Origin of the sequence: Streptomyces sp. NPDC004658 (assembly GCF_040609555.1) — a bacterium.
Classification (GTDB): domain Bacteria; phylum Actinomycetota; class Actinomycetes; order Streptomycetales; family Streptomycetaceae; genus Streptomyces.
Map to the genome: position 1 here is coordinate 1 of NZ_JBEXKG010000044.1, position 26,243 is coordinate 26,243.

At 72.2% G+C, this 26,243-nt stretch carries 27 protein-coding genes and 1 pseudogene; 19 read left to right on the plus strand and 9 right to left on the minus strand.

All coding sequences use genetic code 11. The features are described from left to right. Both ABZV94_RS17565 and ABZV94_RS17570 read right to left on the minus strand, forming a co-directional pair. Positions 1-366: pseudogene (locus tag ABZV94_RS17565) on the minus strand (hypothetical protein); the annotation flags it as partial. Between the two features lie 68 nt (positions 367-434). Next, a complete protein-coding gene (locus tag ABZV94_RS17570; RefSeq protein WP_356341240.1) occupies positions 435-1,760 on the minus strand; it encodes a DUF2252 domain-containing protein in 1,326 nt (441 codons plus the stop codon). 221 nt (positions 1,761-1,981) lie between these two features. On the opposite strand from ABZV94_RS17570, the gene dnaE reads away from it, so the two are divergent. Then, positions 1,982-5,521 (plus strand): DNA polymerase III subunit alpha, encoded by a 3,540-nt coding sequence (gene dnaE / locus ABZV94_RS17575; RefSeq protein ID WP_356341241.1) that lies wholly within the window; start codon positions 1,982-1,984, stop codon positions 5,519-5,521. 81 nt (positions 5,522-5,602) lie between these two features. Here the strand turns inward: dnaE and ABZV94_RS17580 are convergent, their stop codons facing one another. Further along, complete coding sequence (locus ABZV94_RS17580; RefSeq protein ID WP_165951540.1) at positions 5,603-5,770, minus strand: hypothetical protein; 168 nt, start codon at positions 5,768-5,770, stop codon at positions 5,603-5,605. 225 nt (positions 5,771-5,995) lie between these two features. Here ABZV94_RS17580 and ABZV94_RS17585 point away from each other — a divergent pair, with 225 nt between their 5' ends. The 4 genes from ABZV94_RS17585 to ABZV94_RS17600 all read left to right on the plus strand — a co-directional run bounded on the left by ABZV94_RS17585 (position 5,996) and on the right by ABZV94_RS17600 (position 9,842). Then, on the plus strand, positions 5,996-7,216 hold the full coding sequence (locus ABZV94_RS17585) for an NYN domain-containing protein (RefSeq protein ID WP_356341242.1): 1,221 nt from the start codon (positions 5,996-5,998) through the stop codon (positions 7,214-7,216). 59 nt (positions 7,217-7,275) lie between these two features. Then, positions 7,276-8,289, plus strand: coding sequence for an ABC transporter ATP-binding protein (locus ABZV94_RS17590; RefSeq protein WP_356341243.1), 1,014 nt, complete (start codon positions 7,276-7,278; stop codon positions 8,287-8,289). A gap of 64 nt (positions 8,290-8,353) precedes the next feature. Then, the gene (locus ABZV94_RS17595) at positions 8,354-9,175 is read left to right on the plus strand and encodes an ABC transporter permease (RefSeq protein WP_356341244.1); all 822 of its coding nucleotides are present in this window, start codon (positions 8,354-8,356) and stop codon (positions 9,173-9,175) included. Between the two features lie 34 nt (positions 9,176-9,209). Continuing rightward, the gene (locus ABZV94_RS17600; RefSeq protein ID WP_356341245.1) at positions 9,210-9,842 is read left to right on the plus strand and encodes an AAA family ATPase; all 633 of its coding nucleotides are present in this window, start codon (positions 9,210-9,212) and stop codon (positions 9,840-9,842) included. 111 nt (positions 9,843-9,953) lie between these two features. Here the strand turns inward: ABZV94_RS17600 and ybaK are convergent, their stop codons facing one another. The 4 genes from ybaK to ABZV94_RS17620 form a co-directional block, all read right to left on the minus strand. Further along, positions 9,954-10,454, minus strand: coding sequence for a Cys-tRNA(Pro) deacylase (gene ybaK, locus ABZV94_RS17605; protein ID WP_356341246.1), 501 nt, complete (start codon positions 10,452-10,454; stop codon positions 9,954-9,956). 18 nt (positions 10,455-10,472) lie between these two features. Continuing rightward, complete coding sequence (locus ABZV94_RS17610) at positions 10,473-11,213, minus strand: LON peptidase substrate-binding domain-containing protein (protein ID WP_356341247.1); 741 nt, start codon at positions 11,211-11,213, stop codon at positions 10,473-10,475. Positions 11,214-11,224: 11 nt separating this feature from the next. Then, the gene (locus ABZV94_RS17615) at positions 11,225-12,310 is read right to left on the minus strand and encodes a hypothetical protein (RefSeq protein WP_356341283.1); all 1,086 of its coding nucleotides are present in this window, start codon (positions 12,308-12,310) and stop codon (positions 11,225-11,227) included. Positions 12,311-12,517: 207 nt separating this feature from the next. Further along, a complete protein-coding gene (locus tag ABZV94_RS17620; RefSeq protein WP_356341248.1) occupies positions 12,518-14,095 on the minus strand; it encodes an oxidoreductase in 1,578 nt (525 codons plus the stop codon). A 220-nt stretch (positions 14,096-14,315) separates the two neighbouring features. On the opposite strand from ABZV94_RS17620, the gene hisD reads away from it, so the two are divergent. The 10 genes from hisD (at position 14,316) to ABZV94_RS17670 (ending at position 22,015) form a co-directional block, all read left to right on the plus strand. Beyond that, entirely contained in the window at positions 14,316-15,641 is a 1,326-nt protein-coding gene (gene hisD / locus ABZV94_RS17625) for a histidinol dehydrogenase (protein ID WP_356341249.1), read from the plus strand. After that, the gene (locus ABZV94_RS17630) at positions 15,638-16,750 is read left to right on the plus strand and encodes a histidinol-phosphate transaminase (RefSeq protein WP_356341250.1); all 1,113 of its coding nucleotides are present in this window, start codon (positions 15,638-15,640) and stop codon (positions 16,748-16,750) included. Before hisD ends, ABZV94_RS17630 begins: the two co-directional genes overlap by 4 nt. Further along, positions 16,747-17,340, plus strand: a complete 594-nt coding sequence (hisB, locus tag ABZV94_RS17635; protein ID WP_356147650.1) for an imidazoleglycerol-phosphate dehydratase HisB — start codon at positions 16,747-16,749, stop codon at positions 17,338-17,340. The genes ABZV94_RS17630 and hisB overlap by 4 nt, the downstream gene beginning before the upstream one ends. A gap of 3 nt (positions 17,341-17,343) precedes the next feature. Continuing rightward, positions 17,344-17,508: a hypothetical protein gene (locus ABZV94_RS17640; RefSeq protein ID WP_014672133.1), complete on the plus strand. Its 165-nt coding sequence runs from the start codon at positions 17,344-17,346 to the stop codon at positions 17,506-17,508. Continuing rightward, complete coding sequence (gene hisH / locus ABZV94_RS17645) at positions 17,499-18,155, plus strand: imidazole glycerol phosphate synthase subunit HisH (RefSeq protein WP_356341251.1); 657 nt, start codon at positions 17,499-17,501, stop codon at positions 18,153-18,155. Before ABZV94_RS17640 ends, hisH begins: the two co-directional genes overlap by 10 nt. A 3-nt stretch (positions 18,156-18,158) precedes the next feature. After that, positions 18,159-18,884, plus strand: coding sequence for a bifunctional 1-(5-phosphoribosyl)-5-((5-phosphoribosylamino)methylideneamino)imidazole-4-carboxamide isomerase/phosphoribosylanthranilate isomerase PriA (priA, locus tag ABZV94_RS17650; protein ID WP_356341252.1), 726 nt, complete (start codon positions 18,159-18,161; stop codon positions 18,882-18,884). Further along, entirely contained in the window at positions 18,881-19,270 is a 390-nt protein-coding gene (locus tag ABZV94_RS17655; RefSeq protein WP_058080196.1) for a RidA family protein, read from the plus strand. The genes priA and ABZV94_RS17655 overlap by 4 nt, the downstream gene beginning before the upstream one ends. Before the next feature lie 24 nt (positions 19,271-19,294). Continuing rightward, entirely contained in the window at positions 19,295-20,050 is a 756-nt protein-coding gene (gene hisF, locus ABZV94_RS17660) for an imidazole glycerol phosphate synthase subunit HisF (protein ID WP_356341253.1), read from the plus strand. A gap of 115 nt (positions 20,051-20,165) precedes the next feature. Further along, a complete protein-coding gene (locus ABZV94_RS17665) occupies positions 20,166-20,753 on the plus strand; it encodes a helix-turn-helix domain-containing protein (protein ID WP_356341254.1) in 588 nt (195 codons plus the stop codon). Between the two features lie 23 nt (positions 20,754-20,776). Further along, positions 20,777-22,015 (plus strand): MFS transporter, encoded by a 1,239-nt coding sequence (locus ABZV94_RS17670; RefSeq protein ID WP_356341255.1) that lies wholly within the window; start codon positions 20,777-20,779, stop codon positions 22,013-22,015. Between the two features lie 7 nt (positions 22,016-22,022). Here the strand turns inward: ABZV94_RS17670 and ABZV94_RS17675 are convergent, their stop codons facing one another. After that, a complete protein-coding gene (locus ABZV94_RS17675) occupies positions 22,023-22,421 on the minus strand; it encodes a VOC family protein (protein WP_356341256.1) in 399 nt (132 codons plus the stop codon). Positions 22,422-22,433: 12 nt separating this feature from the next. Beyond that, the gene (locus ABZV94_RS17680) at positions 22,434-23,069 is read right to left on the minus strand and encodes a TIGR03085 family metal-binding protein (protein ID WP_356341257.1); all 636 of its coding nucleotides are present in this window, start codon (positions 23,067-23,069) and stop codon (positions 22,434-22,436) included. A 129-nt stretch (positions 23,070-23,198) separates the two neighbouring features. Between ABZV94_RS17680 and hisI the strand changes: the two genes are divergently transcribed. The 4 genes from hisI (at position 23,199) to ABZV94_RS17700 (ending at position 26,175) form a co-directional block, all read left to right on the plus strand. Next, positions 23,199-23,600 carry a phosphoribosyl-AMP cyclohydrolase gene (hisI, locus tag ABZV94_RS17685; protein ID WP_356341258.1) on the plus strand — a complete coding sequence of 134 codons (402 nt, stop codon included), beginning with the start codon at positions 23,199-23,201 and terminating at the stop codon, positions 23,598-23,600. A gap of 11 nt (positions 23,601-23,611) precedes the next feature. Beyond that, positions 23,612-25,090, plus strand: a complete 1,479-nt coding sequence (locus ABZV94_RS17690) for an anthranilate synthase component I (protein WP_356341259.1) — start codon at positions 23,612-23,614, stop codon at positions 25,088-25,090. 72 nt (positions 25,091-25,162) lie between these two features. Next, entirely contained in the window at positions 25,163-25,801 is a 639-nt protein-coding gene (locus tag ABZV94_RS17695) for a TIGR02234 family membrane protein (RefSeq protein ID WP_356341260.1), read from the plus strand. 116 nt (positions 25,802-25,917) lie between these two features. After that, the gene (locus ABZV94_RS17700; protein WP_356341261.1) at positions 25,918-26,175 is read left to right on the plus strand and encodes an HGxxPAAW family protein; all 258 of its coding nucleotides are present in this window, start codon (positions 25,918-25,920) and stop codon (positions 26,173-26,175) included. Positions 26,176-26,243: the final 68 nt, after the last annotated feature.

Below are 26,243 nucleotides of genomic sequence, written 5' to 3' on the forward strand. Positions count from 1 at the left end.
GGCGACCACCGATCTCGACGCCGTGCTCGGCGACAAGTCCATCGACGCGGTGTTCGTCGTCACCCGGCACAGTTCGCACGCGGCCGGGCCGCCCGCGCGGCCGTAGCAGGTGTGCTGGCCCGTGGTGAACACCGTGTCGGCGGTCAGCTCCAGCGGGATCAGCAGGGCCGCGATCCGGCCGTAGCCGCGCTCACGGCCCGCCAGCGCGTAGGCGGTGACGAACACCCCGGCGGCGACCGCGCCCACGGTCGCCAGCGGCAGCGGAGCACGGGACAGCAGCACGTGCGACGCGGTGCTGAGCGTCACGACGAAGGCCGTGAACAGCGCCGCGCGCACGGCTCTGAGCTGGGTCCCGGATATGTCCATAGCGAAAGGAGAGTCTGTCACGTACGCGGGTAAGGGACCCCTAAAGGGTGCCTGTGAATCCGCGAAGGTCACAGCCCCGGAATCCGGCCGTTGCGGAACAGGTCGACGAAGATCTGGTGATCGGCACGCGCGCGTGCGCCGTAAGTGTGCGCGAAGTCCACCAGCAGGGGCGCGAAGCCCTCCTCGTCGGCCGCGAGCGCCGCGTCGATGGCCCGCTCGGTGGAGAACGGCACCAGGGACTCGCCGGAGGTGTCGTCCGCCGCCGCGTGCATGGTGGCGGTGGCCCGGCCCAGGTCGGCGACGACGGCCGCGATCTCCTCCGGGTCGTCGATGTCGTCCCAGTCCAGGTCCACGGCGTACGGCGAGACCTCGGCGACCAGCTGGCCGGCGCCGTCCAGCTCGGTCCAGCCGAGCCACGGGTCGGCGTGCGCCTGGAGGGCGCGCTGGGAGATCACGGTGCGGTGGCCCTCGTGCTGGAAGTACTCCGCGATGGCCGGGTCCGTGATGTGCCGGGAGACGGCCGGGGTCTGGGCCTGCTTGATGTAGATCACGACGTCGTTCTCCAGGGCGTCGCTGTGGCCCTCCAGGAGGATGTTGTACGACGGCAGGCCCGCCGAGCCGATGCCGATGCCCCGGCGGCCCACGACGTCCTTCACCCGGTACGAGTCAGGGCGGGCCAGGGAGGAGTCCGGCAGCGTCTCCAGATAGCCGTCGAAGGCCGCCAGGACCTTGTAGCGGGTGGCCGCGTCCAGCTCGATCGAGCCGCCGCCCGGCGCGAAGCGGCGCTCGAAGTCGCGGATCTCGGTCATCGAGTCCAGCAGCCCGAACCGGGTCAGCGAGCGGGCGTCACGCAGCGCGTCCAGCAGCGGACCCTGCGCGGTGTCCAGCGTGAACGGCGGCACCTCGTCCCGCTTGGCGCCCGTCGCCAGGGCGTGGATGCGCTCGCGGTAGGCGGCGGCGTACACCGTCACCAGCTCGGTGATCTGCGCGTCGCTGAGGGCCTTCGCGTACCCGATCAGCGCGACCGACGCCGAGAAGCGCTTCAGGTCCCAGGTGAACGGGCCGACGTAGGCCTCGTCGAAGTCGTTGACGTTGAAGACCAGGCGGCCGTTGGAGTCCATGTACGTGCCGAAGTTCTCGGCGTGCAGATCGCCGTGGATCCACACGCGCGAGGTGCGCTCGTCCAGGTACGGCCCGCCGCGCTTCTCCGCGTCGAGGTCGTGGTAGAAGAGGGCCGCCGTGCCCCGGTAGAACGCGAAGGCGGAGGCCGCCATCTTCCGGAACTTCACCCGGAACGCGGCCGGGTCGGCGGCCAGGAGCCGGCCGAAGGCGGTGTCGAAGACGGCGAGGATCTCCTCGCCGCGCTGCTCCTCGTCGAGCTGGGGGACCGACATCGCGGAGTGCCTCCTGGTGCTTTGCCTGTACGACAGCGTTTCTGCCGTACCCAACGCACGAAGGTACGCGGGAGTGCCCGCCCGCCGCCCGACCACCACCCCCGTCGAGGCGCTTCCCGCCAAGTCTTCATCTCGTTGTCAGTGGCGCGGCATAGACTTCGACGCTGACCCCAGAACTGTCCGCCAGCCCGTCGCCGAGTGTTTCCCCCGGAGGCCTCACCGTGTCAAAGCCGCCCTTCACGCACCTGCACGTCCACACCCAGTACTCGCTGCTGGACGGTGCCGCGCGGCTGAAGGACATGTTCAACGCGTGCAACGAGATGGGCATGACGCACATCGCCATGTCCGACCACGGCAACCTTCACGGTGCGTACGACTTCTTCCATTCCGCGAAGAAGGCCGGAATCACCCCGATCATCGGGATCGAGGCGTATGTCGCCCCCGAGTCCCGGCGGAACAAGCGCAAGATCCTCTGGGGCCAGCCGCACCAGAAGAAGGACGACGTCTCGGGTTCCGGTGGCTACACCCACAAGACGATGTGGGCCGTCAACAAGACCGGCCTGCACAACCTCTTCCGGCTCTCCTCCGACGCCTACGCCGAGGGCTGGCTGCAGAAGTGGCCCCGGATGGACAAGGAGACCATCGCCCAGTGGTCCGAGGGCATCGTCGCCTCCACGGGCTGCCCCTCCGGCGAGGTGCAGACCCGGCTGCGCCTCGGCCACTTCGACGAGGCCCTCAAGGCCGCCGCCGAGTACCAGGACATCTTCGGCAAGGACAAGTACTTCCTGGAGCTGATGGACCACGGCATCGAGATCGAGCGCCGGGTCCGCGACGGCCTGCTGGAGATCGGCAAGAAGCTCGGCATCCCGCCGCTGGTCACCAACGACTCGCACTACACGTACGCGCACGAGGCGGGCGCCCACGACGCCCTGCTGTGCATCCAGACCGGCAAGAACCTCTCCGACCCCGACCGCTTCAAGTTCGACGGCACCGGCTACTACCTGAAGTCCACCGAGGAGATGTACGCCATCGACTCCTCGGACGCCTGGCAGGAGGGCTGCGCCAACACGCTCCTGGTCGCCGAGATGGTGGACACCACCGGCATGTTCGAGAAGCGCGACCTCATGCCCAAGTTCGACATCCCCGAGGGCTACACCGAGGTCACCTGGTTCCAGGAGGAGGTCCGCCGCGGCATGGAGCGCCGCTACCCGGGCGGCGTCCCCGAGGACCGCCAGAAGCAGGCCGAGTACGAGATGGACGTCATCATCCAGATGGGGTTCCCGGGCTACTTCCTCGTGGTCGCCGACTTCATCATGTGGGCCAAGCGGCAGGGCATCGCGGTCGGCCCCGGCCGGGGCTCCGCGGCCGGCTCGATCGTCGCCTACGCGCTCGGCATCACCGACCTGGACCCGATCCCGCACGGCCTGATCTTCGAGCGGTTCCTCAACCCCGAGCGCATCTCGATGCCCGATGTCGACATCGACTTCGACGAGCGCCGGCGCGTCGAGGTGATCCGCTACGTGACCGAGAAGTACGGCGCCGACAAGGTCGCCATGATCGGCACCTACGGCACCATCAAGGCCAAGAACGCGATCAAGGACTCCGCGCGCGTGCTGGGCTACCCGTACGCGATGGGCGACCGCATCACCAAGGCCATGCCCGCCGACGTCCTCGGCAAGGGCATCCCGCTGTCTGGCATCACCGACCCGAGCCACCCGCGCTACAGCGAGGCCGGCGAGGTCCGCGGCATGTACGAGAACGAGCCGGACGTGAAGAAGGTCATCGACACCGCGCGCGGTGTGGAGGGCCTGGTCCGGCAGATGGGCGTGCACGCCGCCGGCGTGATCATGTCCAGCGAGACCATCACCGAGCACGTCCCGGTCTGGGTGAGGCACACCGACGGCGTGACCATCACCCAGTGGGACTACCCGAGCTGTGAGTCGCTCGGCCTGCTGAAGATGGACTTCCTGGGCCTGCGCAACCTCACGATCATGGACGACGCCGTCAAGATGGTGAAGGCGAACAAGGGGATCGACATCGATCTCCTCAGCCTCCCGCTCGACGACCCCACGACCTTCGAGCTGCTCCAGCGCGGCGACACCCTCGGCGTCTTCCAGTTCGACGGCGGCCCCATGCGGTCCCTGCTGCGGCTGATGAAGCCGGACAACTTCGAGGACATCTCCGCCGTGTCGGCTCTGTACCGGCCGGGCCCGATGGGCATGAACTCCCACACGAACTACGCGCTGCGCAAGAACGGGCAGCAGGAGATCACGCCGATCCACCCCGAGCTGGAGGAGCCGCTCAGGGAGGTCCTGGACGTCACCTACGGCCTGATCGTCTACCAGGAGCAGGTGCAGAAGGCCGCCCAGATCATCGCCGGCTACTCGCTCGGCGAGGCCGACATCCTCCGCCGCGTGATGGGCAAGAAGAAGCCGGAGGAACTGGAGAAGAACTTCGTCATCTTCCAGGCCGGCGCCCGCAAGAACGGCTACAGCGACGAGGCCATCCAGGCGCTCTGGGACGTGCTGGTCCCCTTCGCCGGCTACGCCTTCAACAAGGCGCACTCCGCCGCGTACGGCCTGGTCTCGTACTGGACGGCGTACCTGAAGGCGAACCACCCCGCCGAGTACATGGCCGCCCTGCTCACCTCGGTCAAGGACGACAAGGACAAGTCCGCGGTCTACCTCAACGAGTGCCGCCGCATGGGCATCCGGGTGCTCCCGCCGAACGTCAACGAGTCCGAGGCCAACTTCGCCGCCCAGGGCGACGACGTGATCCTCTTCGGCCTGTCCGCCGTCCGCAACGTCGGCACCAACGTGGTCGAGTCGATCATCAAGTGCCGCAAGGCGAAGGGGAAGTACGCCTCCTTCCCCGACTACCTCGACAAGGTCGACGCGGTAGTCTGCAACAAGCGCACCACGGAATCGCTGATCAAGGCCGGCGCCTTCGACTCGCTGGGCCACACCCGCAAGGGGCTCATGGCCCAGTACGAGCCGATGATCGACAACGTGGTCGCGGTCAAGCGCAAGGAGGCCGAGGGGCAGTTCGACCTCTTCGGCGGCATGGGCGAGGAGACCAGCAGCGAGCCCGGCTTCGGCCTCGACGTGGAGTTCACCGACGACGAGTGGGACAAGACCTATCTGCTCGCCCAGGAGCGGGAGATGCTCGGTCTGTACGTCTCCGACCACCCGCTCTTCGGCCTGGAGCACGTCCTGTCCGACAAGGCGGACGCGGGCATCGCCCAGCTCACCGGCGGTGACTACGCGGACGGCTCGGTGGTGACCATCGGCGGCATCATCTCCGGCCTCCAGCGCAAGATGACCAAGCAGGGCAACGCCTGGGCCATCGCCACCGTCGAGGACCTGGCGGGCTCCATCGAGTGCATGTTCTTCCCGGCCACCTACCAGCTGGTGTCCACCCAACTCGTCGAGGACGCCGTGGTGTTCGTCAAGGGCCGCCTCGACAAGCGCGAGGACGTGCCCCGGCTCGTCGCCATGGAGCTGATGGTCCCGGACCTGTCCAACGCGGGCACCAACGCGCCCGTGGTGCTCACCATCCCGGCCGTGAAGGTCACCCCGCCGATGGTCAGCCGCCTCGGCGAGATCCTCAGCCACCACAAGGGCGACAGCGAGGTCCGGATCAAGCTCCAGGGCCCGCGCAAGACCACCGTGCTCCGCCTGGACCGGCACCGGGTCAAGCCCGACCCGGCGTTGTTCGGCGACCTGAAGGTCCTGCTCGGCCCGTCCTGCCTGGCCGGCTGAGGCCCGGCGGAGGGCGGCGACGCGAAGGGGCGCACCCTTGACGGGTGCGCCCCTCACATGTGCCCGGGCTTCAACTGCCCTTTAGTTGTGGCCGAAGCTCTTCTGCTTCTTGCGAGCCGCCTCCGAGGGGCTGCCCGGGGCGTGCGCCATGGGCGGCTCGTGCTCCTCCGCCTGCGGACGCTGCGCGTGCTCGGACTGCGGAGCGCGGTTCTGCGGGCCGGACTGCTTGCGGTTCTTGTTCTTGGCCATGGTGATCTGCCTCCTGTGGGGGATCTAGGGGCCAGGGCCGGGACCAGATTCACATACGCTGACATCAAGCGCATGTCGGATAATTACCGTGTGTGACAGGGGTGGTGGGCGGACCGGAACCGCAAACGCCACGCCGAAGATCGAGTTCGGGCCGTTAACCCTCGCGAGGTCGGGCAGACTCGAAGGAAGTCCGAAGCAAAACCTCCCGGGAAGAGGGTGAGTCGCGTGGACCGCTGCATCGTCCTGGTGGACGCCGGGTATCTGCTGGGAGCCGCCGCCAGCCTCCTCGCCGGTGAGCCCTCGCGATCCCGGATCACCGTCGACCACGCCGCGCTGATCCAGGCGCTGCGGGAACGCGCCGAGTCCGACACCGAGCGCCCCCTGCTGCGCATCTACTGGTTCGACGGCGCCCCCGACCGGGTCCCCCAGCCGGAGCATCGCCGGCTGCGCGTGATGCCCCGGGTCACCGTCCGGCTGGGCGCCCTCACCCGCAGTGACGGACGCTGGGCCCAGAAGGGCGTCGACGCCGCCATGCACGCCGAGCTGACCGAGCTGGCCCGCAACCGCGCCTGCTCCGACGTCGTCCTCGTCACCGGCGACGGCGATCTGCTGCCCGGCATGATGGCCGCCAAGGAGCACGGCGTCGCCGTCCACCTGTGGGCCGTCCAGGCCGCCGACGGCGACTACAACCAGTCCGAGGACCTGGTCGCCGAGGCCGATGAGCGACGCGTGCTGGACCGCGCCTGGATCACCCAGGCCGTCCGCGCCAAGGAGCTGACCGGCGTCTGCGCCCCGCCGCCCGAGCCCCGCCCCGAGATCGCCGCGATCCTCTCCGCGCCGCTGCCCGAGTCCGCGCTCACCACGGCGACCGAACGGCCCGCCGAACAGCCGGCTCACCCGCCGGCCGCCGCCGCGGCCCAGAACGGCACCCAGGAGCGGGTGAGCCCCAAGGGCGTCCCCACCCCCAAGGACCTGGCCGCGCTGCGCGCGCCCGGCACCCAGCCCGTGCAGCACCCGGCGACCGCGACCCTGCGCTGGTCCTCCGACAAGGGCTGGGTCGACCGGCCGGGCGCCGTCGCCGAGCCCCCCGAGGTCGCCTCCATGCCGACGCTGGCGCAGCTCACCACCGCCGAGCAGCGGTGGGCCGACCGGGAGGAGGACATCACCACCGTCGGCGGCGACCCATACGAGGTCGGCCAGGTCTTCGCCCGCCGCTGGATGTCCCGGCTCGGCGACCAGAGCCATCTCCAGCGGCTGTCGCAGATGTACCCGCGCATCCCGCACCGGATCGACGGCGAGCTGCTGCGCTACGCGGCGCGGTTCGGGCTGCTCGCGCACAAGGACGACCAGATCGACGAGCACGACCGTTACGCCATTCGGGCGGGGTTCTGGCGGGAGATCGACGTCCCGGCGGCGGCCGAGCAGCACGCGCCCGCCGCCGACTGAAGGCCCGGAGCCGCCCCCAAAGGCGAGTAAAGGCCCCCGACCCCGTAGGCTCGTCCCTTGTGAGTACGCGCGCGGCACAGGCACTTCGGTACGACGAGGTCGTACGCGTGCGCGGGCTCGGCAAGACCTACCCGGCCGTGAAGGGCCGGCGGGGCGCCCCGGGCACCCCCGAGGTGCGGGCCACCGACGGGGTCGAGCTGGACGTGCGGCGCGGTGAGGTCTTCGGGCTGCTCGGCCCGAACGGCGCCGGCAAGTCCACCCTCGTCCGGCAGCTCACCGGACTGCTGCGGCCGGACACCGGCAGCGTCGAGATACTCGGCCACGACATCGTGCGCCACCCCGAGCGGGCCGCCCGGCTCCTCGCCTACCTGGGGCAGGAGTCCACCGCCCTGGACGAGCTGACCGTCTCCCTCGCCGCCGAGACCACCGGACGCCTGCGCGGCCTGGACGTCCGGCGGGCCCGGGCCGAGCGGGACGCCGTCCTGGAGGAACTGGGGCTGACCCCGATCGCCGGACGGGCGCTGAAGAAGCTGTCCGGCGGGCAGCGGCGGCTCGCCTGCTTCGCCGCCGCCCTGGTCGGGGAACGCCCGCTGCTCGTGCTGGACGAGCCGACCACCGGCATGGACCCGGTGGCCCGGCGCGCGGTCTGGGCGGCCGTGGACCGGCGGCGGGCCGAGCGCGGTACGACCGTGCTGCTGGTCACCCACAACGTCATCGAGGCCGAGACGGTCCTGGACCGGGTCGCCGTGCTCGACCAGGGCCGGGTCATCGCCTGCGACACCCCTGCCGGACTCAAGGCGCAGGTCGCCGGCGAGGTGCGGGTGGAGCTGGTGTGGCGGGAGCGGGCGCCGCTGGAGGTGCCCGAGGTCGCCGCGCTGCGCGAGCGGGCCGTGGAGTCCGGCCGGCGCTGGACGCTCCGGCTCGCGCCCGAGGAGGCCCGCGCCGTCGTCGCCACCGTGACCGGCGGGACCGCGTTCGCCGCCCTGGACGACTTCACGCTCGCCACGCCCAGCCTGGAGGATGTCTATCTGGCGCTGGGCGGCGCGGCCCGGCAGGGGCTGGTGAAGACGTGAGCACGCCGGCCGCGGAATGCGTAGGGGTCGGTGCGACCGCCGTGGGGAAGAGGAGCAGCCCGTCGTGAGTGTCGTACCCGCCGAGGTTCTGTCGGGCGGTGCCCGGGCCGTGCCGGACACGGCGGCCGGCGCGGCCGAGCTGGGGCCTGCCGCGCGGCTGTGGCCGTCGCTGGTGGCCGTCTACCGGGCGCAGCTGTCCCGGGCCCGGGTGGCGCGGATCCCGCTGCTGTTCGTGGCGACCTTCCAGTCCATCGGCATCGCCGTCATGATGCGCGGTGTCGTCGACAGCGGCCATGAGGCCCAGTCCGTGGTGGCCGGGTCCTCCGTGCTGGTCGTCGCGTACGTCGCGCTGAACCTGCTGTCGCAGTACTTCGGGCAGCTGCGGGCCAGCGGCGGCCTCGACCACTACGCCACGCTGCCGGTGCCGCCGGCGGCCGTGGTGCTGGGCGCGGCGGCGGCGTACGCGTCCTTCACCGTGCCGGGGACGCTGGTGACGGCCGTCTTCGGCTGCGTGCTGTTCGGGCTGCCGCTGTCCAACCTGTGGATCCTGGTGGCCGTGATCCCGCTCGCCGGCGCCGCGCTGGCGGGGCTGGGCGCCGCCTGCGGGCTGCTGGCGCCCCGCCCGGAGCTGGCCACGCTGCTCGGCCAGCTCGGCATGTCGGCCGCGCTGCTGCTCGGCGTGCTGCCGGCCGACCGGATGCCGGAGATCATCCGGCTGGCCCGTGATCTGCTGCCGTCCACCTACGGCGTGGAGGCGTACGCGCGGACCTTCGGCACCGACCCCGACTGGGCCGTCGTCCTCGCTGACCTGGGGGTGTGCGCGGGCGTCGGGGTGGTCTCGCTGGCCGTCGCGACCTGGGCGTACCGCAGGGCCGCCGTCCGGTGACGCGGCCCACAGCGCGACCTGGCACGATGGTCGGGTGACCGCACCGCTGACTCCGCCTCCGCCGCCGCACGAGAACTCCCCGCACCAGTTCTGGCAGGCGCCGCCGCCCGCCGGGGCGCCGGGTGCGGGTGCGGGTGCGTACGAACAGGACGGCCCCGGGATGAAGACGGAACTGCGGGAGGCCGCCGTGATCACGGTGGCGGTCGCGCTCGGCGGGGTGCTGTTGGGGCTGCTGTGGTGGTGGCTGGCGCCGCACGTGCCGCTGGTCGGTGACGAGTTCGACGACAACTGGGTCGTCTACGTCAAGGACACCGAGGGCGAGCAGGCGGTCGGGGTGGACGGTACGTTCACCCTGCTGGGGCTTGGCTTCGGGCTGGTCAGCGCCGTGGTGCTGTTTCTGCTGCGGCGGCGCGGCGGTGTGCCGCTCGTGGTGGCGCTGGGCCTGGGCGGGCTGCTCGGATCCCTGCTGGCCTGGCGGCTCGGGGTGGTGCTGGGGCCGGACTCCGACGTACTCGCGCACGCGCGGGCCGTGGGCAAGGGGGTGATGTTCCCGGCGCCGCTCAAGCTGTCGGCGAAGGGAGCGTTGCTGGCGTGGCCGCTGGCGGGACTGCTGGCGCATCTCGGACTGACCGCGCTGTTCGGTCCCCGCGACCCCGAGGCGCCGTGACGAGGGGCACCGCCCCTGACACCCGCGTTCTCTGATTCCGCGTTCCCGGGCTCCCGCGTGCTCCTGGTCCCGCCCGGCCCGGCCGGTCCCGCGTGCCGCTGCTTCCGTGTGTCAGCCGCGTCCGATCGGGGCCAGCAGCGCATCGGTCAGCTTGGCCAGGTCCCCCGGCGCCAGCTCGACCTCCAGGCCCCGGCGGCCCGCCGAGACGCAGATCGTCGGGTGCGACTCCGCCGAGCCGTCGATGACCGTCGGGAGCTTCTTGCGCTGGCCGAGGGGGGAGATGCCGCCGCGGACGTAGCCCGTGGTGCGTTCGGCGAGGGCCGGGTCGGCCATGGTCGCCCGCTTGCCGCCCACCGCCGCCGCCAGGGCCTTCAGGTCCAGCGAGCCGGCCACCGGGACGACACCGACCACGAGGGAGCCGTCCACGTCGGCCACCAGGGTCTTGAAGACGCGGTCGGGGGAGACGCCCATCGCCTCCGCCGCCTCCTCGCCGTAGGAGGGGTGGGACGGGTCGTGGTCGTAGGCGTGGACCGTGAAGTCCACGCCCGCCGCGGTCAGGGCCACCGTCGCGGGCGTCCCCGCGGACTGCTGCTTCTTCGACTTCTTCGCCATGGGGCTGTCGGGCTTCCCTCAGTTCAGACTCGTCGGCGTCCGCGTCAGCTCGAACGCGGGCAATGACGGCAGGCTACGGATGATGGACGTCTCCGCGCGAAGGAGTTTCAGCTCGTCCCGGAGCCGGGAGGCGGTGTCCGGGGCCTGGAGCAGCCGCTGCTTGGTCGGCGTGTCGTGCACCATCGCCGCGGCCACCAGGTACGACACCACGCCCGGGTCGTCCGGCAGGTCGGCACCGGTGGACAGCGAGCGCTCGCGGGCGCCCGCCAGGCGCTTCTGGTACTGGCGGAAGGAGCGCAGGACGCCCTCGGCCAGCGCGCCGGCCTCGTCCCCGGGCTCCTCCGGCAGCTCCTCCAGCTCGGCGGTCAGGAACGGACCGGACGCGTCCACGGACAGCAGACGGACGCGGGTCGTGCCCGTCGCCAGGACCTCGAAGGTGCCGTCGGACCGCTCCCGGATGGTCGCCGCGTCCGCCACGCAGCCCACCCCGTGGAAGGCCTTGAGCGGGTCGGGACCGAAGCCGGCGGCCGGGCCCCGGTCGGGCTCGGCCGTGGGGTCCGGCATGCCCGGGGCGCTCGGCGCGACCTCGTGGCCGTCGCGGATGGCGACGACGGCGAAGCGGCGCGGCTCCTCCTCGGGAGTCTTCAGCAGCGTGCGCATCATGGCGCGATAACGCTCCTCGAAGACGTTCAGCGGCAGCACGAGCCCGGGGAACAGCACCGAGTTCAGCGGAAACAGCGGGAGACGGACGGTGGTCACGGCGCCCCAGCCTAGTGGTCGGCGGCGCGGGTGTGTCCGCCGTGCTCACCGAGAGGGTCCCGGGACGCCGTCAGCAGCCCGGCCGGGGCGGGCCGCGGCCCCGCCGTCTCCAGGTGTTCGCGCACGCGCAGGAAGTGGCCGAGCGGGTCGTCGGAGATCAGGTCCCAGGGGAAGGAGGTGGCGTACGGGCCGATCAGCCGCAGCTGGGTGCGGGCGTCCTCCCAGCGGTCCAGCCGCAGCAGGACGTACAGCAGCTTGTTGCGGACCTCGGCGGGCCACGGGTCGGCCGCCGGGAAGCGCCCGGACAGCTCGATGGCCCGGTCGGCCGCCGCGTCCAGCCGGGCGCGCGGCACCTCGGGACCGCAGCCGTCGGTCAGATAGCCGAAGGCCGCGCGGGCGGGCAGCGCCTGGACGAGCGAGTCGGCCGGGGCGTCCTGCGCGGCGCGGTCGGCGAAGTCGAAGCACTCGCGGTGGGAGGCGTGGGGCGTGTGGGGTGTGTCTCCCCACAGGGTGCAGCAGAAGGCGGCCAGGTAGCGCAGGGCGGCCACGTGGCAGCCGTAGTGGTGCGGGGCGCGCCGGACGGCCGCCTCCCACAGCTCCTCGAAGTAGCGGTGCCCGGCCCGCGAGCCGCGCGCGTGGTCGAGCGCGATCCGCCAGGGCACCGGGTCGCGGTCGTCGGCGCGGGCGGCGGCGGTGATGAGCGGGCTCACCTCGCGCAGCAGCTCGGCGCGGGCCGGCGAGGGCCAGGCGCGGTCCACCGCCAGCTGGGCCCCGAGCAGCAGCACGCCGGGGTCGTCCGGGGCGGCGGCGCGCCACTCGTCGTACCACTCGGGGCGGGAGCGGGCGAAGGCGGCCAGGCGCCGCACGTAGCGGTCCCGGTTCTCCCACTCGGCCGCGGTGCGGGTGACGGCGAGCAGGCCGGCCGCGGCGGCGTACTCGCCCCGGCCGGCCGCGACCAGGGCGGGCGAGAGGCGGTCGTCGGGCGCGTCGAGCACGGCCTCGTCCCCGGCCGGCGGGCGGCCGGCCGGGCGCGCGGAGCGTTTGGTCATCCGGGTGGGGCGGATGAACGAGGGCAGCAGAGCCATGGTGCCGACCATTGAAAGTCCGCAGGTGGGGGCGGCGCCAGAGGGTCTGGGCAAGTCATGGAAAGTTGTAGGGGCGGAAGTCAAGGGCCAGTAAAGGGTGAATGTGTGTTTTGTGCGAGGTGTGTACGTGAAGGGCAGATTCCGGCGCCCTGATGGATTCCCGCCCGCCGCAGGCCCTGTCAGCCCCGCCGCCGCCCTGCCCGCCCGCCGCGGGCCCCGTCAGCCCCGCCGCAGCAGCCGGGTCGCGCCCGCCGCCACCGTCGTCGCCAGGACCCAGCCGATCAGGATCAGCGCCGCCGCCAGCCACTGCCAGCCGCCGCGCAGCTGCCACTGGCCGGCCTGGCCCAGGTCGATCACCGGCAGCAGCAGGTCCAGCGTGAACAGCGCCGGGCTCCAGACCGGATGGCCGCCGGAGCTGACCGGTGGATGGTCGGCGCGGGCGAAGGCGAGCGTGCCCGCCGCCCACAGCACCGCCATCCACACGGCGGCCCGGCCCGGGCGGTAGCCGTAGGCCACCGTCCAGTCCTGGAGGTATCCCCAGACCTTCCCGGTCAGCGGCAGCGTCTCGCGCCGCCGGCGCTGCTTGGCGAGCAGCACCTCGCGCGCGTCCTCGTCCTCCCCGGCCGCGCGGAGCACCGCCGCCAGCCGCTCGTACGGCTCCGGGGCGTACTCGGCGGTGGCCGCCGCCACCCAGTCCAGGCGCTGGGTCAGCGGGAACGGGCCCTGCGGCACCAGGTTCTCGTAGGTGAACCCGCCCATGTGCAGATTGCCCGCGTCCGGCCAGCTGCTCGCCCGGTCCACCAGGTTCACGATCCGCGCGCCGGACAGCACCACCTTGCCGCGCTGCGGCTTGTCCCCGAGGAAGCGCAGCTCCGGCGTCTGCACCCGGCGCAGCGACAGCTCCTGGTCGTCGGTGAAGGTGAACAGGGCCCGCTCCAGGTCGACGGCGTCCCCGAACCGCCCGTCGTCCAGGCGCACCCCGCCCCGGGACTCGAACCGCTGGACGCGTGTGCCGCGCGCGGGTGTCGTGCCGCTCAGCAGCGGGTTGCCCACGCCGGCCGGGGTCAGGTACAGGGTCCGCTCGACCGTCAGCTGGGGGGCGTTGAGGGCGAAACGGGCGTAGGGGTTGGCGAGCTTGGCGCCGCGCAGGCTGAGCGAGACGCCGATCTGGGCGCCGCGCAGGCTGAACTCGCCGTGCGACTCCAGCATCTCCGCCTGGAGGTCCTGCCCGACGGTCAGGCCGTCGGCCGCGATCGACCGCCCGCTGCGGTCCCGGTAGGCGACCGCCTGGTTGAGCAGCAGGTCCGTGCCGATGTGCGCGTCCGTCAGCCGGACCCCGTTGTGGAACCGGCAGCGCGGCAGGTGCAGATCACCCTCCGTGTGCACCCGGGCCGCCTCCAGGCGCGGCACCGCGCAGTCCACCAGGCGCAGGGTCGTGAACCGGGCCTCCGGCAGCCGGACCTCCTCGTCGAAGCGGCAGCCGCGCAGCTCCACGTACGGCGTGATCTGGCCGCCGGCGAGATCCAGCGGGTCGGTGATCCGCACGCCGGCGAGTTTCAGCGCGGACACCCGGCCGGCGAGCGCGGGCGGGCCGTCGAGGAGCAGCCAGCACACGATGCGGGCCCGCACGGTCCGCTCGGGGCCCCAGGGGTGCCCGCCGTGCGGATCGTCCACCGCGAAGTCGCCGCTGGTCAGGTCGTACACGCTGCCGTTGCGGAAGGCCTGCCACATGCCCGCCTCGGTCGCGGTCAGGTCGTCCGGCAGGTCCCCCGTGCGGATGCCGGCTCCCTCGCTCACCGTTCTCCCTCTTCTCTCCTCTTCCGGTTCGCTGGTTTTCGTACAGCCGTTCATGCCCTCTGTGACCGACGGGACACCACCCGTGAAGGTGATCTTCCGGGTTCCGGCCAGCCTCTGTACCAACCGTTGGCCCACGACGTAGCCCGCACGGGTCCACGCTCTGTATCAGCCATTGATACGCGCGGACGGCTCGCGACGGCGGTCTGAGAGAATTGGGACTGTGATTTCCCGAATCGATCTGCGCGGCGACGCCCTTCCCGAGGGCCCCGCCCTGCGCGACCTGCTGCCCCGAGCCGACTTCGACGTTCAGGCCGCCCTGGAGAAGGTGCGCCCGATCTGCGAGGCCGTGCATCATCGTGGCGACGCGGCGCTGATCGACTTCGCCGAGAAGTTCGACGGAGTACGGCTGGAAACCGTCCGTGTCCCGGCCGGGGCGCTCACCGACGCGCTCGCCGGTCTCGACCCGGCCGTGCGCGCCGCCCTGGAGGAGTCCATCCGCCGCGCCCGGCTGGTCCACCGCGAGCAGCGCCGTACGACCCACACCACGCAGGTCGTGCCCGGCGGCTCGGTGACCGAGAAGTGGGTTCCGGTCGAGCGCGTCGGGCTGTACGCGCCGGGCGGCCGTTCGGTCTACCCGTCGTCCGTGGTGATGAACGTGGTGCCCGCCCAGGAGGCCGGCGTCGAGTCCATCGCGCTCGCCTCACCGGCCCAGGCCGAGTTCGGCGGGCTGCCGCACCCGACGATCCTCGCGGCCTGCGCCCTGCTCGGCGTGGACGAGGTGTACGCGGCCGGCGGCGCCACCGCCGTCGCGATGTTCGCGTACGGCACGGAGTCCTGCCCGCCCGCCAACATGGTCACCGGGCCCGGCAACATCTGGGTCGCCGCCGCCAAGCGCTACTTCACCGGCAAGATCGGCATCGACGCCGAGGCCGGCCCGACCGAGATCGCGATCCTCGCGGACGCCGGCGCCGACCCGGTGCACGTCGCCTCCGACCTGATCAGCCAGGCCGAGCACGACCCGCTGGCGGCGGCCGTCCTGGTCACCGACTCCGTCGAGCTGGCGGACGCGGTCGAGAAGGAGCTGGAGCCGCAGGTCGCGGCCACCAAGCACATCGACGACCGGATCGTGCCGGCGCTGAAGGGCAAGCAGTCCGCCATCGTGCTGGTCGACGGCATCGACGAGGGCCTGCGGGTCGTCGACGCGTACGGCGCCGAGCACCTGGAGATCCAGACCGCCGACGCCGCGGCGGTGGCCGACCGGGTCCGCAACGCGGGCGCCGTCTTCATCGGCCCCTGGGCCCCCGTCTCGCTCGGCGACTACGCGGCCGGGTCCAACCACGTCCTGCCCACCGGCGGCTGCGCCTGCCACTCCTCGGGCCTGTCCGTCCAGTCCTTCCTGCGCGGCATCCACATCGTCGACTACACGAAGGACGCGCTCGCCGAGGTCGCCCACCACGTGGTGACGCTGGCGGAGGCGGAGGACCTGCCGGCGCACGGCGCGGCGGTCAAGGCGAGGTTCGGCTGGAAGGTACCCGAGAGCAAGTGAGCGACGTGCGGATCGACGATCTCCCCGTACGGGACGAGCTGCGGGGCAAGTCCCCCTACGGCGCCCCCCAGCTGGACGTCCCCGTACGGCTGAACACCAACGAGAACCCCTACCCGCTGCCCGAGCCGCTGGTCGAGCGGATCGCGGAGCGGGTGCGGGAGGCCGCCCGCGGCCTGAACCGCTACCCGGACCGGGACGCGGTCCAGCTGCGCACCGAGCTGGCCAGGTACCTGACGAAGACCGGGAAGTACCCGCTCGGCATCGAGAACGTGTGGGCCGCCAACGGCTCCAACGAGGTCATCCAGCAGCTGCTCCAGACCTTCGGCGGGCCGGGCCGTACGGCGATCGGCTTCGAGCCGTCGTACTCGATGCACGCGCTCATCGCGCGCGGCACCGGCACGGGCTGGATCTCCGGCCCGCGGAGCGAGGACTTCACGATCGACCGGGCCGCGGCCGAGCAGGCGATCGCCGAGCACAAGCCGGACGTCGTCTTCATCACCACCCCCAACAACCCCACCGGCAACGCGGTCCCCCCGGAGACCGTCCTCGCGCTGTACGAGGCGGCGCAGGCGGCCAAGCCGTCGATGGTGGTCGTGGACGAGGCGTACGTCGAGTTCAGCCACGGCGACTCGCTGCTGCCGCTGCTGGCGGGCCGCCCGCACCTGGTGATCTCCCGGACGATGTCCAAGGCGTTCGGCGCGGCCGGCCTGCGCCTCGGCTACCTGGCCGCGCACCCGGCGGTCGTGGACGCCGTCCAGCTGGTCCGGCTGCCGTACCACCTGTCGGCGATCACCCAGGCGACCGCCCTGGCCGCGCTGGAGCACACCGACACGCTGCTCGGGTACGTCGAGCAGCTGAAGGCGGAGCGGGACCGGCTGGTCGCCGAGCTGCGGGCGATCGGCTACGAGGTCACCGAGTCCGACGCCAACTTCGTGCAGTTCGGCCGGTTCGCCAGCGCCCACGAGGCCTGGCGGAAGATCCTGGACCGGGGCGTCCTGGTCCGGGACAACGGCGTACCGGGATGGCTGCGGGTGTCCGCCGGCACCCCGGAGGAGAACGACGCGTTCCTCGACGCGGTCCGTGAACTGAAGAAGGAGCTTGAGGGATGAGCCGCGTTGGACGCGTGGAGCGCACCACCAAGGAGACGTCGGTGCTGGTCGAGATAGACCTCGACGGCACCGGCAGGACCGACATCGCCACCGGCGTCGGTTTCTACGACCACATGCTCGACCAGCTCGGCCGGCACGGTCTGTTCGACCTGACCGTCAAGACCGACGGCGACCTGCACATCGACTCCCACCACACCATCGAGGACACCGCCCTCGCGCTCGGCGCCGCCTTCAGGCAGGCGCTCGGCGACAAGGTGGGCATCTACCGCTTCGGCAACTGCACGGTCCCGCTGGACGAGTCCCTCGCCCAGGTCACCGTCGACCTGTCCGGCCGCCCGTACCTCGTGCACACCGAGCCCGAGAACATGGCGCCGATGATCGGCGAGTACGACACGACGATGACCCGGCACATCCTGGAGTCCTTCGTCGCCCAGGCGCAGATCGCGCTGCACGTGCACGTCCCGTACGGGCGCAACGCGCACCACATCGTGGAGTGCCAGTTCAAGGCGCTGGCCCGGGCGCTGCGTTACGCCTCCGAGCGCGACCCGCGCGCGGCCGGCATCCTCCCGTCGACGAAGGGCGCGCTGTAACCCATGACCGGTCTGTCGACCCTCCTGATCGTCGTCGGCCTCTTCCTGGTCGGCGGCATCATCTCCTTCGTCAAGCAGAAGATGCCGACCAGCCTGATCGTGCTGCTCTCGATCGGCGCGGGCCTGTGCCTGGTGGCGGGCGTCATGCGACTGGAGGTGTGGAATTGAGCACCACGTCCACGCACAAGAAGGTCGTCGTCTTCGACTACGGCTTCGGCAACGTCCGCTCCGCCGAGCGGGCCCTCGCGCGCGTGGGCGCCGACGTCGAGATCACGCGCGACTTCGACAAGGCGATGAACGCCGACGGCCTGCTCGTGCCGGGCGTCGGCGCCTTCGCCGCCTGCATGCAGGGCCTGCGCGCCGCCCGGGGCGACTGGGTCGTGGACCGCCGGCTGTCCGGCGGGCGCCCGGTCATGGGCATCTGCGTCGGCATGCAGATCCTCTTCGCGCGCGGCATCGAGCACGGCGTGGAGGCCGAGGGCCTGGACGAGTGGCCCGGCACGGTCGCGCCGCTCCAGGCCGACGTCGTGCCCCACATGGGCTGGAACACGGTGGACGCCCCGGCCGACTCGCAGCTGTTCGCCGGCCTGGACGCCGACGCGCGCTTCTACTTCGTGCACTCCTACGCCGTCCACGACTGGGCCCTGGAGGCCCACAACCCGGTGATCGAGGCCCCCAGGGTCACCTGGTCGACGCACGGCAAGCCGTTCGTGGCCGCCGTGGAGAACGGCGCCCTGTGGGCCACCCAGTTCCACCCCGAGAAGTCCGGCGACGCCGGCGCCCAGCTCCTCACCAACTGGATCGGAACCCTGTAGACCATGGCCAAGCTCGAACTCCTCCCCGCCGTCGACGTCCGCGACGGCCAGGCCGTCCGCCTCGTGCACGGCGAGTCCGGGACCGAGACCTCCTACGGCTCCCCGCTGGAGGCCGCCCTCGCCTGGCAGCGGTCCGGCGCCGAGTGGCTGCACCTGGTCGACCTGGACGCCGCGTTCGGCACCGGGGACAACAGGGCCCTGATCGCCGAGGTCGCGGGAGCGATGGACATCAAGGTGGAGCTGTCCGGCGGCATCCGCGACGACGACACCCTGGCCGCCGCCCTCGCCACCGGCTGCACCCGGGTGAATCTCGGCACGGCAGCCCTGGAGACCCCCGAGTGGGTCGCCAAGGTCATCGCCGAGCACGGCGACAAGATCGCCGTCGGCCTGGACGTGCGCGGCACCACGCTGCGCGGCCGGGGCTGGACCCGGGACGGCGGCGACCTCTACGAGACGCTGGAGCGCCTGAACAAGGAGGGCTGCGCCCGCTACGTCGTCACCGACATCGCCAAGGACGGCACCCTCCAGGGCCCCAACCTGGAGCTGCTGAAGAACGTGTGCGCCGCCACGGACCGTCCGGTCGTGGCGTCCGGCGGCGTGTCGTCCCTGGACGACCTGCGCGCCCTCGCCGAACTGGTACCCCTCGGTGTCGAGGGCGCCATCGTAGGGAAGGCGCTGTACGCGAAGGCGTTCACCCTGGAAGAGGCCTTGGAGGCTGTGTCGTCATGAGCGGAGCCGTGCGGCGCGTGCAGAGCGGAAGTCCCTGGGAAGAGAGTTTCGGATTCGCGCGCGCCGTCACGGCGGGTGACCGGGTGCTGGTGGGGGGCACGACGTCCTTCAAGGGCACCGTGCTGTACGGGGAGGGCGACCCCTACGAGCAGGCCAAGGTGGCCTTCACCAGCGCCCTGGAGGCGATCGGGGAGTTCGGGCTCGGCATCGAGTCCGTGATCCGTACGCGGATGTACCTGACCCATGTGCGGGACGTGGACGCCGTCGGGCGGGCCCACCAGGAGCTGTTCGACGCCGTCCGCCCGGTCTCGACCCTGCTGGTCGTGGAGGGCTTCGTCGACCCGCGCATCCTGGTCGAAGTAGAACTAGAAGCATTCAGAGGCTGAAGGCCTTTAAGGAGCCGTGGATTCATGACCCTGGCGGTCCGAGTCATCCCCTGCCTGGACGTGGACAACGGCCGGGTCGTCAAGGGCGTCAACTTCCAGAACCTGCGCGACGCCGGCGACCCCGTCGAGATGGCCAAGGTGTACGACGCCGAGGGCGCCGACGAGCTGACGTTCCTGGACATCACCGCCTCCTCCGGCAACCGGGAGACGACGTACGACGTGGTGCGCCGCACCGCCGAGCAGGTGTTCATCCCGCTGACGGTCGGCGGCGGCGTCCGCACGGCCGAGGACGTGGACAAGCTGCTGCGGGCGGGTGCGGACAAGGTGGGCGTCAACACGGCGGCCATCGCGCGCCCCGACCTGATCCGCGAGATCGCCGAGCGGTTCGGCCGGCAGGTGCTGGTCCTCTCGGTGGACGCCCGCCGCACCCCCGAGGGCACCTTCGAGGTGACGACCCACGGCGGCCGGCGCGGCACCGGCATCGACGCGGTGGAGTGGGCGCACCGGGCGGCCGAGCTGGGCGCCGGGGAGGTCCTGCTGAACTCCATGGACGCGGACGGCACGAAGGACGGCTACGACCTGGAGATGATCGCGGCGGTGCGCAAGCACGTGACCGTCCCGGTGATCGCCTCCGGTGGCGCGGGCAAGCTGGCCGACTTCCCCCCGGCCATCGACGCGGGCGCGGACGCGGTGCTGGCGGCCTCGGTGTTCCACTTCGGCGACCTGAGGATCGGCGAGGTGAAGGAGACGCTGCGCGGGGCGGGGCACCCGGTGCGGTGACCGTCGCCGCGAAGGCCCCGGCCGGATGGCCGGGGCCTTTTGGTTTCCGAGAAGCGCAAGAAAATTTGCGCAAGGAATATTGCGCAGTTTCTCTTTCGTATCTAGGGTCGGTCTCATGGCACGCGAGGAGAACCGCCGGATCACGGACATCGGGACGCTCAAGGCGCTCGCGCATCCGCTGCGCATGCGGCTCTACCGCCTGCTGTGCGTCGCCGAGACCGCCACCGCCTCACAACTGGCCGAGCAGGTCGACGAGGCCGTCTCCCTCGTCAGCTACCACCTGCGCAAGCTGGCCGAACACGGTCTCGTCGAGGAGGCCGAGCCGCGCAGCGCGGACGCGCGGGAGCGCTGGTGGCAGCCGGCGTCCGACGGCGTCACCATCCGCGACGAGGACTTCCGGGACGCCCCCGAGAAGGCGGCGGCGCACCTGGCGGCCTCGCGGCTGTTCCAGGACCAGCGCGCCGAGATGTACCGGCGGTACCTCGACGAACGCGCCCACTGGGGACCCGAGTGGAACACCGCGGCCCACGACTCGGAGTCCCTGCTCCGGCTCACCGCCGGGGAGCTCGCCGCGCTGAAGAAGGACCTGGCCGACCTGCTCGAGCGGTACGACGAGCAGGGACGGGCCCGCGAGGCCGCCGGCGACACCGAGGGGCGCGAGCACGTCGCGCTGCACGTGTACGGCTTCCCGTTCCGCGTCTGACGTCTGAGAGGACAGCCCCTCCCGTGACCGCCACGCTCGTACCGCCCGCCACCGCACGGGCCCACCGCGACCCCAACGTGCTGCGCTGGCTCGGGGCCTACACCTCCTCGATGCTCGGCGACAGCGTGTACTACCTCGCCCTGTCCTGGGCCGCCGTCCAGGCCGGAAGCCCCGCGCAGGCCGGGCTCGTGATGTCGGCCAGCGCGCTGCCCAGGGCCCTGCTGATGCTCGGCGGGGGAGTGGTCGCCGACCGGTTCGGGCCGCGCCGGGTCGTCATCGGCAGCGACGCCGTCCGCTGTGCCGCCGTCCTCGCCGTGGCCGCCCTGCTGGCGCTCACCCGCCCCGGACTGTGGCCGCTCGCCCTGCTGGCACTCCTCTTCGGCACCGTCGACGCGGTGTTCCTGCCCGCCGTGGGCGCCCTGCCGGCCCGCCTCACCGAGAAGGGCCAGCTCGCCCGGGTCCAGGGCATGCGCGGCCTCGCCATCCGCTTCGCGAGCGTCGTGGGCGCCCCGCTCGGCGGACTCGCCGTCGCCCTCGGCGGCGCCCCGGCCGCGTTCACCGTCGCCGGGCTCCTCATCGCCGTCTCGCTCCCGCTGCTGGCGTCGGTGCGGGTACGGGAGCTGCCGCGGGACGGCACGCCCGGCAGGGCGGGAACCGCGTGGAGCGACCTGAAGGCCGGACTGCGCTACATCCGACGGCACCGGGTCCTCGCGCCGCTGATGGTCGCCATCGCCCTCGGCGACCTCGGCTTCGTCGGGCCGCTGAACGTCGGGCTGACCCTGCTCGCCGACCGGCGCGGCTGGGGTGCCGCCGGGATGGGCTGGGTGCTCGCCGGGTTCGGGGCCGGCGCGGGAGCCGCCTCGCTGCTGCTGACCGTCCGGGGGCGGCTGCCGCGCGCCGGGCTGGTCGCCGGGTACGCCATCGTCACGGGCTGCGTGGCCGTCGGCGCCCTCGCCCACGTGCCCGGCCTCCCCGCCGCCGTCGGCACGGCCGTACTGGTGGGCCTGCTCACCGGGCTCAGCGGCGCGATGTGCGGAGCCCTGCTCCAGACCCAGGCCGACCCCGCCTACCTCGGCCGGGTCACCTCCGTCTCCAGCCTGGTCAGCCTCGGGCTCACCCCGCTGAGCATGCCGTTCGCCGCCGCCGCGATCGGGACATGGGGTCCCGGCCCGGTGTTCACCGCCAGCGCGGCCGTCTGCGGGCTCGGCGGGGCCGTCGCCCTCGCCGTACCGGCCCTGCGCCGCGCCGAACTCCCCGGCTGACCGGCCATCACTCCCTGGGCTGAACCAGCTGCACCAGATTGCCCACCGTGTCGTCGAACACCGCCGCGATCACCGGCCCCTGCTCCTGCGGGGGGTGCGTGAACCGGACACCCAGGCCGCGCAGCCGGTCGTACTCCGCCTCCAGGTCGTCCACGGAGAAGACGATGCAGGGCAGCCCCGCCTCGTACAGCGCCCTGCGGTACGGCTCCGCGATCGGGCCCTGCCCGGGCTCCAGCAGCAGCTGGAGATCGGGCTGGGCGCCCTCCGGGGCGCCGACCGTGACGAAGAGCGTGCCGTCGCCGAGGTCCATGTGCGTGCGGGTCTCGAAGCCGAGGACGTCGGTGTAGAAGGCGTGCGCCGTCGCCACGTCGTCCACGTACACGCCGGTCATCGCCACCCTGATCACGGGCCGGCCCCCTCAGAGGCCCAGCTGCTTGGTGTCGCGCAGCGTGGCGATCGCCTCCGTGTCGCCGTCCAGCTCCACCTCGGCCGCGCGCTGCCGGCCGAACGCGAACATCAGCAGCTCCGACGGCTCACCGGTCACCGTGACCACCGGGGTGCCCCGGTGCGCCACCGCCGTCTGCCCGTTCGGACGGCGCAGCACCAGCCCCGTCGGCACACCCCGGCCCATCAGCCGCGCGACGCGTTCGAGGCGGGACCACAGCGCGTCCTGGAACACCGGGTCCAGCTCGCGCGGGCTCCAGTCCGGCTGAGCGCGGCGGACGTCCTCCGTGTGGACGTAGAACTCCACGATGTTGGCCGCCTCGTCGACCTGCTTGAGCTGGAAGGGTGAGAAACGCGGCGGACCGGTGCGGATCAGCTGGATCAGTTCCTCGTACGGCTTCGCCGTGTACTCGGCCATCACCTTCTCCAGACGCGGCGCGAGCTGCTTGATCAGCGTGCCCCCGGCCGCGTCCGGGCGGCGCTCGCGCACGATCACGTGCGCGGCCAGGTCCCGGGCCCGCCAGCCCTCGCAGAGGGTCTCGGCGTCCGGCCCGACGGTTTCCAAGAGGTCGGCGAGGAGAAGCCGTTCACGCTTGGCGAAGGTCGACATGCTGTCAGCCTACGACCGCGTATCCGGTCCGCCCACCCGTGACCTCCCCGAGGAGGCGCTCGGGGCCGCCGTGACCATTCCATGGACGGCCGCGTCCCGCTGTCGGTCCCGCGCGGCACAATGTGACGCATGACCAGTACGACCGGTGCCCCCCGGCCCAGCAGCCTCGACCCGGAGATCGCCGCGCGGCTCAAGCGCAGCCCCGACGGGCTCGTCCCCGCCATCGCCCAGCAGTACGACACCGGAGAGGTGCTCATGCTCGGCTGGATGGACGACGAGGCGCTGCACCGGACGCTCACCACCGGCCGCTGCACCTACTGGTCCCGCAGCCGCCGGGAGTACTGGGTCAAGGGCGACACCTCCGGCCACGTCCAGTGGGTGAAGTCGGTCGCGCTGGACTGCGACGCCGACACCCTGCTGGTCAAGGTCGACCAGGTCGGCGCCGCCTGCCACACCGGCGCCCGCACCTGCTTCGACGCGGACGTACTCCTCAAGGACGCCGGTTCGGGCGTACCCGGACCCGGTCAGTAAGGTCAGCGGCCATGGAACTGGAGACCTTCCGCAAGCTGGCCACCGACCGGCGTGTCATCCCGGTCACGCGCAAGCTGCTCGCCGACGGCGACACCCCGGTCGCGCTGTACCGCAAACTCGCCGCCGAGCGCCCCGGCACCTTCCTGCTGGAGTCCGCGGAGAACGGCCGCTCCTGGTCCCGCTACTCCTTCGTCGGCGTCCGCAGCGCAGCCACGCTCACCGCGCGGGACGGACAGGCCCACTGGCTCGGCACCCCGCCCGTCGGAGTGCCCACCGACGGCGACCCCCTCGCGGCCCTGCGCGCCACCCTCCAGGCCCTGCACACCCCGCACCAGGAGGGCCTGCCGCCCTTCACCGGCGGCATGGTCGGCTACCTGGGCTACGACATCGTGCGCCGCCTGGAGAAGATCGGCCCCGGCGAGCGCGACGACCTGCGGCTGCCCGAGCTGACCATGCTGCTGACCAGCGACCTCGCGGTGATGGACCACTGGGAGGGCTCGGTCCTGCTGATCGCCAACGCGATCAACCACAACGACCTCGACACGGGCGTCGACGAGGCGTACGCGGACGCCGTCGCCCGCCTCGACGCCATGGAGGCCGACCTCTCCCGCCCGGTCGCCCAGCCCCCGGCCCACCTGCCGCCCTCCGAACTGCCCGAGTACACCGCCCGCTGGGGCGGCCCCGACTTCCAGCGGGCCGTCGAGGACGTCAAGGAGCGCATCCGCGCGGGCGAGGCCTTCCAGGTCGTGCCCTCCCAGCGCTTCGAGACGCCGTGCACGGCGAGCGCCCTGGACGTCTACCGGGTCCTGCGGGCCACGAACCCCTCGCCGTACATGTACCTCTTCCGCTTCGACGGGTTCGACGTCGTCGGCTCCTCCCCCGAAGCACTGGTGAAGGTCGAGGACGGACGCGCGATGGTCCACCCCATCGCCGGCACCCGGCACCGCGGGGCCACCCCGCAGGAGGACCAGGCCCTAGCCGAGGAACTGCTCGCCGACCCCAAGGAACGCGCCGAGCACCTGATGCTGGTCGACCTCGGCCGCAACGACCTCGGCCGGGTCTGCGAACCCGGCTCGGTCGAGGTCGTCGACTTCATGTCCATCGAGCGCTACTCGCACGTGATGCACATCGTCTCGACCGTCACCGGCAGGGTCGCCCCGGGCCGCACGGCCTTCGACGTGCTCACCGCCTGCTTCCCGGCCGGCACCCTCTCCGGCGCCCCCAAGCCCCGCGCGATGCAGATCATCGACGAACTGGAGCCGTCCAGGCGCGGCCTGTACGGCGGCTGCGTCGGCTACCTGGACTTCGCCGGCGACTCCGACACCGCGATCGCCATCCGTACGGCCCTGCTCCGCGACGGCACGGCCCACGTCCAGGCCGGCGCCGGCATCGTCGCCGACTCCGACCCGGTCGCGGAGGACCAGGAGTGCCGCAACAAGGCGGCGGCGGTGCTGCGCGCGGTGCACACCGCCAACCGGCTGGGCACGTAGGGCACTCCGCTCGCGGATGGGGCGCTTCTCATACGAACCCCGGGTGACGGTTCACCCGGGGTTCAGGCGATAGTGGAGTACGTGACTGCCGTACCTGACCCCCGTTCCCAAGCCGCCGCGTCCGCCCGGTCCGGCCGGCGGAGCCTCGCCGTGGCCCTCCTGTGCGGCGCGCTCGGCGCGGCCGTGGCGCTGCTCGCGTCCCGGCAGCGCTGGGCGGAGGGCACCGCGACGGTGGCCGGCGGCGCGTTCCCGCTGACCGCCAAGGGCAGCGACGTCACGGGCGTCCCCGCGGCCCTCGCCATAGTGGGCCTCGCCGCGCTCGTCGCCGTCTTCGCCGTCCGCAGGGCCGGCCGGTTCCTCGTCTCCGGGCTGCTCGCGCTGTCCGGCGCCGGGACAGCCGCCGCGGCCCTCGTGTCCGCCTCCGACAGCTCCGCGCTGGACGAGCAGGCCGCCAAGGCGAGCGGCGACACCTCCGCCACGGTCGACGCGCTCACCCACACCGGCTGGCCCTACGTCGCGGCCGCCGGCGGTGTGCTGCTCCTGCTCGCCGGACTGCTCGCCCTGCGCTACGGCCGTCTGTGGCCCGCCATGTCGGGCCGCTACGAGCGGGGCACCGCCCGCCCGCGGCGCACGGCCCGGCCGGTCGACCCGGAGCGGCCCGAGGAGATCTGGAAGGCGCTGGACCGGGGCGAGGACCCGACCGGCGCCTGAACCCCGGATGTGGTGAACCAGACGCCACCCCCGCGTCCGGCACACGCACGCGTACGGGACAATGGACGGCGAGCGTCCGGCTCGTACGACACACAGACAGCAACGAGGAGCAAGTCATGGCGGGCAGCAGCCACGGTCACACCCCGGCCGCCTGGACCGGTGTCATCATCGCCTTCATCGGTTTCTGCGTCGCGGGTGCCTTCATGGTGATGGCCCAGCCCGTCGGCTTCTGGGCCGGTATGGCCCTCACCCTCCTCGGCGGTGTGGTCGGCGGCATCATGCGCGCCATGGGCCTCGGCCAGCCCAAGCAGGACCGTGCCCTGCCGCACACCGCGCCCGCGGCGACGCGCGAGCCGGCGGCCGCGAAGAGCTGAGCCCAGGGCCTTGCGCGAGGGGCGGTCCGGCAGCCGAAAGGGTGCTGCGGACCGCCCCTCGCGTTCGC

Coding starts and splice junctions, on each gene's coding strand:
- ABZV94_RS17570 (WP_356341240.1), bottom strand. CDS start 1,760: ATGTCGGTCCCCCAGCTCGACGAGGAGCAGCGCGGCGAGGAGATCCTC.
- ABZV94_RS17580 (WP_165951540.1), bottom strand. CDS start 5,770: ATGGCCAAGAACAAGAACCGCAAGCAGTCCGGCCCGCAGAACCGCGCT.
- ybaK (WP_356341246.1), bottom strand. CDS start 10,454: ATGGCGAAGAAGTCGAAGAAGCAGCAGTCCGCGGGGACGCCCGCGACG.
- ABZV94_RS17615 (WP_356341283.1), bottom strand. CDS start 12,310: ATGGTCGGCACCATGGCTCTGCTGCCCTCGTTCATCCGCCCCACCCGG.
- hisB (WP_356147650.1), top strand. CDS start 16,747: ATGAGCCGCGTTGGACGCGTGGAGCGCACCACCAAGGAGACGTCGGTG.
- ABZV94_RS17640 (WP_014672133.1), top strand. CDS start 17,344: ATGACCGGTCTGTCGACCCTCCTGATCGTCGTCGGCCTCTTCCTGGTC.
- priA (WP_356341252.1), top strand. CDS start 18,159: ATGGCCAAGCTCGAACTCCTCCCCGCCGTCGACGTCCGCGACGGCCAG.
- ABZV94_RS17655 (WP_058080196.1), top strand. CDS start 18,881: ATGAGCGGAGCCGTGCGGCGCGTGCAGAGCGGAAGTCCCTGGGAAGAG.
- hisF (WP_356341253.1), top strand. CDS start 19,295: ATGACCCTGGCGGTCCGAGTCATCCCCTGCCTGGACGTGGACAACGGC.
- ABZV94_RS17665 (WP_356341254.1), top strand. CDS start 20,166: ATGGCACGCGAGGAGAACCGCCGGATCACGGACATCGGGACGCTCAAG.
- ABZV94_RS17680 (WP_356341257.1), bottom strand. CDS start 23,069: ATGTCGACCTTCGCCAAGCGTGAACGGCTTCTCCTCGCCGACCTCTTG.
- hisI (WP_356341258.1), top strand. CDS start 23,199: ATGACCAGTACGACCGGTGCCCCCCGGCCCAGCAGCCTCGACCCGGAG.
- ABZV94_RS17690 (WP_356341259.1), top strand. CDS start 23,612: ATGGAACTGGAGACCTTCCGCAAGCTGGCCACCGACCGGCGTGTCATC.
- ABZV94_RS17700 (WP_356341261.1), top strand. CDS start 25,918: ATGGCGGGCAGCAGCCACGGTCACACCCCGGCCGCCTGGACCGGTGTC.